Source organism: Cytophaga aurantiaca DSM 3654, assembly GCF_000379725.1.
GTDB classification, from domain to species: Bacteria; Bacteroidota; Bacteroidia; order Cytophagales; family Cytophagaceae; genus Cytophaga; species Cytophaga aurantiaca.
In genome coordinates this window covers 1-12,953 of the sequence record NZ_KB903647.1, presented here as the reverse complement: position 1 = coordinate 12,953, position 12,953 = coordinate 1, and the positions used below count along the sequence as shown (strand labels likewise).

The following is a 12,953-nucleotide window of genomic DNA, read 5'->3' as shown; positions in this document are numbered from 1 at the left end:
GTAGTTCTTACTACAAGTACTAGTGCTTCTTATAAATGGTTTAATGGTACAACACAAGTTGGAACAGCTGCGAGCTACACAGCAACTGCTGCAGGTGCGTATACCGTAGAAGTAACAAATGCCTCAGGTTGTAAAGCAACTTCTGCTCCCATACAAATATCCATTGCATCATCCGTAACATGGTATGCGGATACAGACAATGATGGCTTGGGTGATATTACAAACACAGTAAATGCATGTACCAAACCAAACGGATACGTTGCCATAGCAGGTGATGTTTGTCCGGCCGATGCAGGAAAAACGCAAGCAGGTAACTGCGGTTGTAGTCATACGGAAGCTTCCTGTTTAGATTGTAATGGCACTCCGAACGGAGCCGCATTCATAGATAACTGCTCAGTTTGTGTAGGCGGAACAACAGGCAACACAGCTTGTGTCACAACTGCAACCGTAAACGGTACGTCTGCAAATATCAATGTAGTACCTCAACCCTTTGATCTAAGCACAACAATTACTGTAGATCATTACGGAATGATTAAATCGTTCACCATCATTAGTGCATCAGGTGCAATTGTAGAAACAAGACAAGGATTAAATACAACAGAGGTTACACTTGGTGAATACATTGCATCCGGACTCTACACAGTGATTATTACGACAGAACAAGGAACGTACACAACGAAGATTATAAAAAAATAAATATGATCAGTCGCGTCGGACCATAATACATAATTAACTCACAAACAAACACTTACAATATTTTAAAAATTATCCTCATAATACTGGTTACTTTTTTAGAACTTTTATGTCTTTTAATTAGACAAAACTAATTTCTCATGTCTTTATTGGAATAATCCAGCAAAGGCATAACCGTATAAAAAGATGCAGGAATTCTGGACATACTTAACATTAGGTTTCACACACATTTCCGACATAAAAGGGTATGATCACATATTATTCATCATAACCTTATGTTGCATCTACTCTACCCGGGAATGGAGAAAAGTTCTGGTATTGGTTACTGCATTTACCATCGGTCATTCCATCACATTATTATTATCTGCTTTAAAAATTATTGTCTTTAGTTCCTATATCATTGAATTATTGATCCCGATCACAATTTTAATTACAAGCCTTTCAAACCTGATCTATACACCTACAAAAGAACAGCAGTTATTTCACTATGCACTAGCCTTGTTCTTTGGATGTATACACGGAATGGGTTTCTCCAATTTCTTTTCTGCAATATCCATGAGCGATAGTATTTTGCTAGAACTGGCAAGTTTCAACATAGGACTCGAAATTGGACAAATTCTTATTGTTGTACTTTTTTTTACAACGTATGTGCTCTTAAACATCTGGACTACCATAAAACAATACGACTGGAAAATTTTCTTTTCAGGTGTCGGCACTTCAGCGGCTATTATATTATTAATTGAAAGAATATGAAAACAAACATCATTGTCAGCTGCCTAACCATACTACTTGCAGTATCTAGTTTTCAGATACTACATGAAATTAAAATTTCAACAAGTGAAATCACAATGAAAAAGAATGTCATGCAGATAAAAATAAAATTCTTTGCTGATGACCTATCTTCAACCCTATCTCAAATTGTTAAAAAAACTGTTTATTTCAATGGAACACAAGTAGACAATGCAACTTTAACGCATTTGAATACATATGTAAAATCAAACTTTGCTATAACTATAAATAATACTGCCGTCCCATATACATTCAAAAATTCTTTGATAGACGACAATCTATCTACACAAATAAAAACAGTGTGGTTGACATATGAATGCACGTATAAAAATCCAGAGACAATAAAATCCTTCGAATTGAAAAATACTTTATTATTTGATGGTATACCTGAACAAAAAAATATAAGTAAAATAATACTGGAAAACAGAGAAACAAAAACACTCACATTTGAAAATCAAAATGATGATGTAAAAAAACTTATTCAATATTAACATACTTTAATATGAAATTTTTAAAACTTTACATCGCATTCATTTTTTGCTTCTCTACTATTGCAGTACGTGCAAACACATATACACCAGCGGATAAAGAAACAAATGGAATTATCCGGGCAACAGAACATAGTTTAATTGCTCCAGAAGGAACACGTTATCAATGGTATCTGAACAATATTAAAATTGAAGGTGCTATAGATCGCGAATTAGCTGTAACGTCAGCCGGCTTTTATAAAGTTGAACGCACAACATTGAGTGGAGATGTTATAGAAAAAAACACCATTGTTGGCTTAACTGCTGCAGGAGCCATCATCCGGATCTTTACGATTGGAGATTCTACCGTGCAGGATTATACAGCAGGCTACTATCCAAGAAAAGGCTGGGGACAAGTACTGCCTATATTTTTTAATGCAGCAAACGTATCTGTTATAAATAAAGCTGTTGGGGGCACAAGTTCAAAAAGTTTTTACAACGACTTTTGGCCGGCAGTAAGAGATGCACTACAAGCTGGTGATTTTGTTTTTATTCAATTTGGAATCAATGACCGGAATAGTACTGATCCAGCGCGCTATACCCCAACAGGTGGGGAATTTGAAAGCTATTTAACAAAATATGTAAATGAAACAAAAGCAAAAGGTGCTTATCCAGTTTTAGTTGCAACACTTAGAAGAAATGCGTGGAATGCGAATGGCACTGTTTATGATGCTTATCACGACCATCCGGTTGCAACAAGAACAGTAGCTGCAAGCTTAGGAGTTCCACTAATTGATCTGGATGCAAAAGCAAAAGTGTTGATGGAATCTGTCGGCCAAAAATATTGCACAAGACTATTATACAATAATTATCTGCCAGGAGAATACCCCAATTATCCAAATGGAAATAACGACCAGGTACATTTTCAGGAAATGGGTGCGATAGAAATGGCAAAATTAGTAACACAAGGAATCCGTGAATTAAGCGCTGATCCTAATGTAAAAAAACTCATTCCTTTTTTAAAACCTGAATATCAGATTGCTGTTTATGTCAATCCTGTTGGATCAGATAGCGTAACAACTCATACCACAACATATCCGCAAGGTTTAACGATTACATTAAAAACGATTCCCAAAAAAACAGGCACATTTCAAAAATGGAATACTGCTACAGGAACACAACTTTCTACAGCAACACAAACAACTGTAATATCCCGCACAGCTGCGATATCTTATACGGCAATGTATACAGGATCAACAGCATGTAGTGCATCTATTAACTCATCCACAGCAACTACATTTTGCGCCGGCGGTTCGATTGTATTGACAGCAAGTACCGGTTCATCCTATAAATGGTTTAACGGAACAACACAGGTTGGAACAGCATCAACCTATACTGCAACAGCTACAGGAAATTATACTGTAGAAGTTACCAATGCTGCAGGCTGCAAAGCAACTTCTGCAGTAAAAACAATCACCGTAAATCCACTTCCTGTAATTACGCACTATGTAAAAGTAGATGCAGGTGCATGGCTCACAGCAGCAACAGCTTCTGTTTGCGAAGCAAGTACCGTCAATTTAGGTCCGCAGCCAAACCTTGCTGCAGGCTGGACCTGGACCGGACCAAATAATTTCACTTCGACATTACGAAACCCTGTTCTTTCAAACATCGTTGTTGCAAACGCAGGAAATTATATTGCAACCTATACAGATGCAAACGGATGTAAAGCAACGAGCACCTTTGTTTTACAGGTTTCCAAACCAACTGCAACAATTACATCCCCTGCTACCTCTTTCTGCACAAGCGGTTCGCTTCTTCTTACAGCAAGCACAGGTGCATCGTATAAATGGTTCAATGGTAGTACACAGGTTGGAACTGCTGCAACCTATACAGCAATTGCTGCGGGTCAATATACCGTAGAAGTAACAAATACTGCAGGTTGTAAAGCAACTTCTGCAGTTACACAAATTTCAGTGAATACATTACCAACTGCAACCATTACATCCCCTGCTAGCTCTTTCTGCACTGGCGGTTCGCTTCTTCTTACTTCAAGTACTGGTGCTTCGTATAAATGGTTCAACGGTACTACACAGGTTGGAACCGCTGCTACCTATACCGCAACTACTGCGGGTGCATATACTGTGGAAGTAACAAATGCTGCAGGTTGTAAAAGTACTTCTGCGGTAACACAAATTACAATGAATACAGCACCGAATGCGACGATCACATCACCTGCTACATCCTTCTGTACAGGAGGATCGGTAGTACTTACTGCAAGTGCAGGCTCCTCTTACAAATGGTTTAACGGGACAACTCAGATTGGAACAAATGCAACATATACAGCAACAGCTGCAGGTGCGTATTCCGTGGAAGTAACAAATGCTGCAGGTTGTAAAAGTACTTCTGCGGTAACACAAATTGCAGAGTCAACGCAGGTGACTCCTACAATTACTACACCTTCAACTTCATTCTGTGCAGGTGGTTCAGTAGTACTTACTTCAAGTGCTGGTACATCTTATAAATGGATTAATGAAACAACACAGGTTGGAAGCGCTGCAAGCTATACAGCTACAACTGCGGGTTCATATACGGTAGAAGTAACAAATGCTGCTGGTTGTAAAGCTACTTCTGCGGTTACACAAATTTCTGTTACATCAACAGTAGTATGGTATGCAGATACAGACAATGACGGTATTGGAGATATTGCCAGCACAATAAATGCATGCACAAAACCAACCGGATACGTTGCAACTTCCGGAGATGCTTGTCCGGCAGATGCAAATAAAACCACAGCCGGCAACTGCGGTTGTGGTCAAAGCGAAACTTCTTGCCTCGATTGCAATGGCACTCCAAACGGAACTGCATTTTTAGACAATTGTTCTATCTGTGTAGGCGGAACAACAGGAAAGACCGTTTGTATTACAACTGCAACTGTGAATGGAACGTCAGCAAATATATCGGTAGTACCACAACCGTTTGATATCAACACAACAATCACTGTAGAAAACTTTGGAGTAATACAATCCTACACCATTATCAGTGCATCTGGTACTCTTGTGGAAACAAAGAACGGATTAAATACAAAAGAGATAACACTTGGTGAAACCATTTCTTCCGGACTTTATACCGTAATCATCACAACCGAAAAGGGTTTGTATACAACCAAAGTTGTGAAAAAATAATTTATCTTCTTAATGACCAATTTTATGAAAATATTTTCAAAATTAATCTTAGCTGCATGCGTTATTTTTTTATCAATAAATACAAGCTACGCCATTAATGTAGATACAACCATACGAGTAGATCAAGAACATCACTCAATTTCTGCACCGGATGCATTGATTCATCAATGGTACATAAATGGGGAAAAGATTGAAGGGGCAACTAAAAGAGATCTTGCAATAAAAAAAACAGGTACATATAAAGTTGAAATCACGAATATACGAGGAGAAAAAACCGAAATTGAAAGCTCCTTTTTAGTAACTGCAGCAGGTGCCATTATAAAGATATACATTATCGGTGATTCAACGGTATGTAATTACTCCGCATCAGATTATCCTTGGGCTGGCTGGGGACAAGTAATTCCTTCCTTTTTCAATACAGCCAATCTTTCCTTTACAAACAAAGCTATAGGAGGAAGAAGTTCTCGGAGTTTTTTTGAAGAAGGTCGTTGGACACCCATTAGAGATGCTCTTGTTCCGGGAGATTATGTTTTTATACAGTGGGGACATAATGATAGAGATTTTTCTAACGCAAGTAGATATACACCTGTGGCAGATTACAAAAATTATTTAATCATGTATTGCAATGAAACAAAAGCGAAAGGTGCAATACCTGTATTAATTTCTCCAATGGTATTGAATGCATGGACAGGCACAACTATGCGAAATGTCTTTACTGAAAATGGAAATAATTACCGTGGCGCAATGCTTGAAGTTGCAAATGAATTGAATGTTGCATTTGTAGACTTGAATATGAAATCTTGGAATTTATACAAAACATATGGATCGGTTTACAATCAACATTTCATCTATAAAGGTTTTAATCCAGGAGAATATCCCAACTATCCAGTTGGAATCACAGATGGTACACACTTTCAAGAGATGGGTGCAATCTGCAATGCACGTATGATTGTTCAAGGAATTAGCGAATTATCTGCACGTGCAGATATGGCAAACTTAATCAGTAATATCAAACCACAATATTCAATTGCTGTTAGTGTTAATCCTGTGGGCAAAGACAGCATGACAACAAAATCATACAGCTATCCTTCAGGTTTAACCGTTACGTTAAAAACAATTCCAAAAAAATCCAGCACATTTCAAAAATGGAACAATGCTGCGAACACACAAATTTCAACAGCAACATTAACTACCGTTACTTCCGGCACAGCAGCAACATCCTATACCGCTATCTATGCAGGCGCAACAACATGTTCATCCAGTATCACTTCATCTACAACTGCTATTTGTGCAGGTAGTTCCGTTGTATTAACTGCAAGTACAGGTGCATCCTATAAATGGTTTAACGGAACAACACAAGTTGGAACTGCTGCAACATACACAGCAACTGCTGCAGGAAATTATACGGTAGAAGTAACAAATGCTGTAGGTTGCAAAGCTACAGCTGCAGTAAAAACAATCACCGTAAATCCGCTTCCTTCAATTACACAGTTTGTAAAAGTAGATGCAGATGCATGGCTCACGGCGGCAACCGCTACTGTTTGTGAAGCAAGCACCGTCAATTTAGGCCCGCAGCCAAACCTTGCTGCAGGATGGAGCTGGACAGGCCCAAACAACTTTACTTCGACCTTACGAAATCCTGTTCTATCTAATGTAACCGTTGCCAATGCAGGAAATTATATTGTAACCTATACAGATCCAAACGGATGTAAAGCAACGAGCACCTTTGTCTTACAGGTTACCAAACCAACGGCAACTATTATTGCTCCTACTACTTCGTTCTGTACAGGCGGTTCGCTTCTTCTTACTTCAAGTACTGGTGCTTCGTATAAATGGTTCAACGGAACTACGCAGGTTGGAACCGCTGCGACATATACTGCAACTGCTGCAGGTGCTTATACCGTGGAAGTAACAAATACTGCAGGTTGTAAAGCAACTTCTGCAGTTACACAAATTTCAGTGAATACATTACCAACTGCAACCATTACATCCTCTGCTACCTCTTTCTGCACTGGCGGTTCGGTTCTTCTTACAGCAAGCACAGGTTCATCGTATAAATGGTTTAACGGTACTACACAGGTTGGAACCGCTGCAACATACACTGCAACTGCTGCAGGTGCGTATACCGTGGAAGTAACAAATGCTGCAGGTTGTAAAGCAACTTCTACTGTTACTCAAATTGCAGTAAATGCACTACCAACAGCAACAATAACATCCCCTGCTACTTCATTCTGTACAGGTGGTTCTGTTGTACTTACTTCAAGTGCTGGCGCATCTTATAAATGGTTTAACGGAACAACGCAGGTTGGAACCGCTGTAACCTATACAGCAACTGTTGCGGGCGCATATACCGTGGAAGTAACAAATGCAGAAGGTTGTAAAGCTACTTCTGCGGTTACACAAATTTCTGTTACATCAACAGTAACATGGTATGCAGATATAGACAACGATGGTGTCGGAGATATTGCCAATACATTAAATGCCTGCACAAAACCAACCGGATATGTTGCAAATTCAGGAGATGATTGTCCGGCCGATGCTAACAAAATTACATCAGGAAACTGTGGATGCGGTCAAAGCGAAACATCTTGTCTGGATTGCAATGGCACACCAAACGGAACTGCATTTTTAGACAATTGTTCTATCTGTGTAGGAGGAACAACAGGAAAAACTGTTTGTATTACAACAAGTACAACGGGTGGTTCAAACATACAAAATAGTGTATCAACTTACCCTCAACCATTTACCAATAGCCTAACCATTTCCCTTGAAAATAAAATCATCAGATCCGTTACCTTTTTAAATCTCCAAGGTCTTATTATAGAATACAGACAAGGTATAAATGCGTCTGAAATTCAAATGGGTGAATCATTATCTTCTGGTATCTATTTTATCATGATAGAAACAGAAACAGAGGTGTATACAACCAAGGCTATAAAATATTAAACTGTTCATTAAACACATTTGAGGATGTAAAAATCCATGAATGTGTATATAATTATATCAAATTTTAGATATGATTATTCCTTTAAAAAATGTAATTTTAATTACCAAACAAAATAACCAACTGAATGAATACATTCTACAATCACCCGATTGAGAAGAGTATTAAAGGAATCGCTCTCCTTATACTTTTTCTCCTCACAAACACGTTGACCTATTCACAAACTTACAATTGGAGCAACGTTGCCATTGGCGGCGGTGGTTTTGTATCCGGCATCATCACAAGTAAAACGGAACAGAACGTTATGTTCGCACGAACAGACGTTGGTGGAGCGTACCGTTGGGATGCAACAAATTCAAAATGGATTCCTTTATTAGACTGGAACTCTGAAAGCGAAACAGGATTTCAAGGAGTAGAATCTATGGCAATGGATCCACAGGCATCTAAAAATGTATACATGCTTGTAGGTACAGATTATTTTAATTCAGGAAAAACAGCAATCCTCCGATCAACAGATTATGGTGCTACCTTCGCCATGACAGATGTAACTTCTCAATTCAAAGCACATGGCAATGGCATGGGCAGACAGAATGGAGAAAAACTAGTAGTTGATCCGAATAAAGGTTCTATCTTATTTTGTGGTTCACGACGTAACGGACTTTTTAAAAGTACAAATTCGGGAGCAAGCTGGAGCGGAGTAACAACGGGTGTTACCAGCACAGCAAATGATAATGGAATAAGCTTTGTATTGATTGATCCGAAAAGCGCAACAACAGGCAATGCTTCTCAAACCATCTTCTTTGGTGTTTCACAAACCAGTAATAACTTTTATAAAAGTACTAACGGCGGCACTTCTTTCAGTGCAGTAACAGGTGGACCAGCTTTGATGCCGCAACGCGCGGCCCTAGCAAGTGATGGCAATATGTATATTACCTATGCAGATCACGAAGGTCCATGGAACATCACTACCGGTCAGGTATGGAAATACAATACAACAAGCGGCGCATGGACAGATGTAACACCTGTTGCAGGTTATGGTTATGGAGGAATCAGTGTAGATCCAAACAACCCACAAAGATTAATCGCATCAACTACAAATAAATATTTACCACAATACACAGGCGTATACGGCGATCGTTTTTATTTAAGTACAAACGGTGGTTCAACGTGGAAAGATCTTGTAGGAAGCGGCATTACCTTAGATCCAAACGGCTGCACCTGGATTGGCAGCAACTCTATTCACTGGGCAGGCTGCATTGAATTCAATCCATTTAATACAGCACAGGCATATGTTATTTCCGGTAACGGATTATTTATTTGCGAAAATGTAAATGCTACTTCAACCACATGGAAATTTCTGAGCAAAGGAATTGAAGAAACAGTACCGCTGGATATTGTTAGCATACCAGGCGGTCCGCTTGTTTCAGTGATCGGTGATTACGACGGTTTTGTTCATACAGATATTACACAATACGCTCCTATTCATACTCCACGTATGGGAACGACTACTGGATTAGCCGTAGCTGCTTTAAGCACAAGTAAAATGGTGCGCGTAGGTGGTGATGCAACAAATGGAGGAAAAATGTATTACACCGCAAACCAGGGAACATCGTGGACACAGACATCCAGTATCAATGGCTATAAAGGTAAACTTGCTCTTTCTGCAAACGGAAATACGATCCTGCATTGTCCGGAAGGATCTTCTACTATATACCGTTCAACCAATAACGGTACAGCATGGACTACCTCTAACGGCGTAAGTATAGCTGATGCTGTACCTGTTGCGGATCAGGTAAATTCAAATAAGATCTATGCATACAACAGCACCAGCGGTGTAATGATGGTAAGTACCGATGGCGGTGCTAATTTCTCATCTTCAGGTTCACCGGGTACAGGCGGTTCTAAGATCATCCGAACAGTTCCCGGCATTGAAGGTGATATCTGGGTTCCTTTATATTATGGAGGCTTAACACATTCAACCAATTCCGGTGCATCCTTTACAAAATTAACGAATGTTACACGCTGTGATGCCGTTGGCTTTGGTAAAGCAGCACCTACAGCATCCTATGTTACTATTTATATTTGGGGAACTGTAGGAGGTGTTACAGGTGTGTTTGCATCTATTGATCAGGGAGCAAACTGGACAAGAGTAAACGACGATGCGCACGAATACGGCGGTCCGGGTAACGGACAATTTGTTATTGGCGACATGAATGTATTCGGCAGAGTATATATGAGTACGGTTGGCCGTGGAATTGCCTATGGAGAAACAACTACCGGAACATGTACAGCAACCATTACAACTCCATCCACATCTTTCTGTACAGGAGGTTCAACCGCATTAACAGCAAGCACAGGTGTATCGTATCAATGGATCAAAGATCTATCTCCTATTGCCAATGCAACCAATGCAACCTACACAGCAACTGCTGCAGGATCTTATACGGTAAGCGTAACAAATGCCAGCGCTTGTACTGCAGTAGCATCGGCCACAACAATTACCGTTAATGCATTACCTACTGCAACCATCACCGCTCCTGCTACATCTTTCTGTACAGGTGGTTCGGTAGTTCTTTCTGCAAATACCGGAACAGGATTGACTTATCAATGGTCGAATGCAGCAGGAACAATTGCTTCTGCAACAAATGTAACCTACACAGCAACTGCTGCAGGAGCATACACCGTGAAAGTAACTAATACGAACAATTGTTCAGCTACTTCTACGGCAACAACAATTACAGTTAATGCATTACCAACTGCAACCATCACCGCTCCTGCTACATCTTTCTGTACAGGTGGCTCAGTAGTACTTTCTGCAAACACCGGAACTGGATTGACTTATCAATGGTCGAATGCAGCAGGAACAATTGCTTCTGCAACAAATATAACCTACACAGCAACTGCTGCCGGAGCATACACCGTGAAAGTAACTAATACAAACAATTGTTCTGCAACTTCTACTGCAACAACAATTACAGTTAATGCCTTACCAACTGCAACCATCACCGCTCCTGCTACTTCGTTCTGTACAGGCAGTTCAGTGATTCTTTCTGCGAATACGGGTACAGGATTGACTTATCAATGGTCGAATGCAGCGGGTACAATTGCTTCCGCTACAAATGTAACCTACACAGCAAATGCTGCCGGAGCATATACCGTGAAAGTCACTAATACGAACAATTGTTCAGCTACTTCTACTGCAACAACAATAACTGTAAACACATTACCAACTGCAACTATCACCGCTCCTGCGACTTCGTTCTGTACAGGTGGCTCAGTAGTACTTTCTGCAAACACCGGAACTGGATTGACTTATCAATGGTCGAATGCAGCAGGAACAATTGCTGCCGCTACAAATGCAACCTACACAGCAACGGCTGCCGGAGCATACACCGTGAAAGTAACAAACACAAATAATTGCTCTTCAACTTCTACGGCAACAACAATTACAGTTAATGCATTACCAACTGCAACCATCACCGCTCCTGCTACATCTTTCTGTACAGGTGGCTCAGTAATTCTTTCTGCAAACACCGGAACTGGATTAACCTATCAATGGTCGAATGCAGCGGGTACAATTGCTAGCGCAACAAATGTAACCTACACAGCAACTGCTGCAGGAACATACACGGTAACAGTAAACAATGGTACCTGTTCTGCAACTTCTACAGGAACAACAATCACAGTTAACGCATTACCAACTGCAACGATAACAGCACCTGCGACTTCGTTCTGTACAGGTGGTTCAGTAATTCTTTCTGCAAACACCGGAACTGGATTAACCTATCAATGGTTGAATGCTGCGGGTACTATTGCTGGCGCAACGAATACAACTTATACAGCAACTGCCGCAGGGACGTATACGGTTAAAGTAACAAACAGCACGAACTGTTCTGCTACTTCATCTAGTGTAACAATAACTGTTACTGCTTCACAAACTGCAACGATCACTTCACCTTCTAACAGCTTCTGTACAGGAGGATCTGTTCTTCTTTCAGCAAACACCGGAACAGGGTTAACGTATCAATGGTCGAATGCCGCCGGAACAATTTCTGGCGCAACAAATGCTACGTATACAGCAACTGCTGCAAATACATATACTGTTTCAGTAAGCAATGGTTCTTGTACCGGAACATCCACTGGAAAAACAATTACTGTAAATGCATTACCAACTTCTAGCATCACTGCTTCTGCTACTTCTTTCTGTACAGGCGGTTCTGCTACACTTTCTGCAAACACCGGAACAGGTTTAACCTATCAGTGGTCGAATGCAGCGGGAACAATTGCTAGCGCAACAAATGCTACCTACACAGCAACGGCTGCCGGAGCATATACCGTAACTGTAAATAACGGTTCATGTTCTGCGACTTCTACTCCAACAACAATCACTGTAAATGCATTGCCAACAGCAACGATCAACGCTCCTGCTACATCATTCTGTACTGGTGGTTCAGTAATTCTTTCTGCTAACACAGGAACTGGTTTAACCTATCAATGGTCGAATGCAACAGGTACAATTGCTAGCGCAACAAATGCTACCTACACAGCAACGGCTGCAGGAACATATACCGTTAAAGTAACCAACAACAACAGCTGCTCTGCAACTTCTACAGGTACAACAATAACCGTTACTGCATCCATCACTTGGTATCAGGATCTGGATGGCGATGGCAAAGGTGATCCAAGTGTAACAACAAGTTCATGTACACAACCGACAGGTTATGTTTCAGTAGCAGGTGATGCTTGTCCGAACGACCCTGCAAAAATAGCTGCCGGAAATTGCGGCTGCGGAAAGAGTGAAACATCTTGCCTGGATTGTGCAGGTGTTCCAAACGGCACAGCATACTTAGATAATTGCTCTGTTTGTGTAGGCGGTAC

General features: G+C 40.4%; 6 protein-coding genes. All 6 read left to right on the top strand.

What is annotated here, in order from left to right; translation table 11 throughout:
- A partial coding sequence (locus A3EE_RS0112980) for a T9SS type A sorting domain-containing protein (RefSeq protein WP_026209763.1) occupies positions 1 to 696 on the top strand: 696 nt, incomplete at its 5' end.
- 183 nt (positions 697 to 879) lie between these two features.
- Positions 880 to 1,446: a HupE/UreJ family protein gene (locus tag A3EE_RS0112975; RefSeq protein ID WP_018343882.1), complete on the top strand. Its 567-nt coding sequence runs from the start codon at positions 880 to 882 to the stop codon at positions 1,444 to 1,446.
- Positions 1,443 to 1,973 carry a DUF6702 family protein gene (locus A3EE_RS0112970; RefSeq protein ID WP_018343881.1) on the top strand — a complete coding sequence of 177 codons (531 nt, stop codon included), beginning with the start codon at positions 1,443 to 1,445 and terminating at the stop codon, positions 1,971 to 1,973. The genes A3EE_RS0112975 and A3EE_RS0112970 overlap by 4 nt, the downstream gene beginning before the upstream one ends.
- A gap of 11 nt (positions 1,974 to 1,984) precedes the next feature.
- Positions 1,985 to 5,131, top strand: a complete 3,147-nt coding sequence (locus tag A3EE_RS21440; protein WP_018343880.1) for an Ig-like domain-containing protein — start codon at positions 1,985 to 1,987, stop codon at positions 5,129 to 5,131.
- A gap of 24 nt (positions 5,132 to 5,155) precedes the next feature.
- On the top strand, positions 5,156 to 8,077 hold the full coding sequence (locus A3EE_RS21435) for an Ig-like domain-containing protein (protein ID WP_157447021.1): 2,922 nt from the start codon (positions 5,156 to 5,158) through the stop codon (positions 8,075 to 8,077).
- Positions 8,078 to 8,202: 125 nt separating this feature from the next.
- The coding region (locus tag A3EE_RS21430) for a PKD domain-containing protein (protein WP_342662000.1) at positions 8,203 to 12,953 on the top strand (4,751 nt) is incomplete at its 3' end.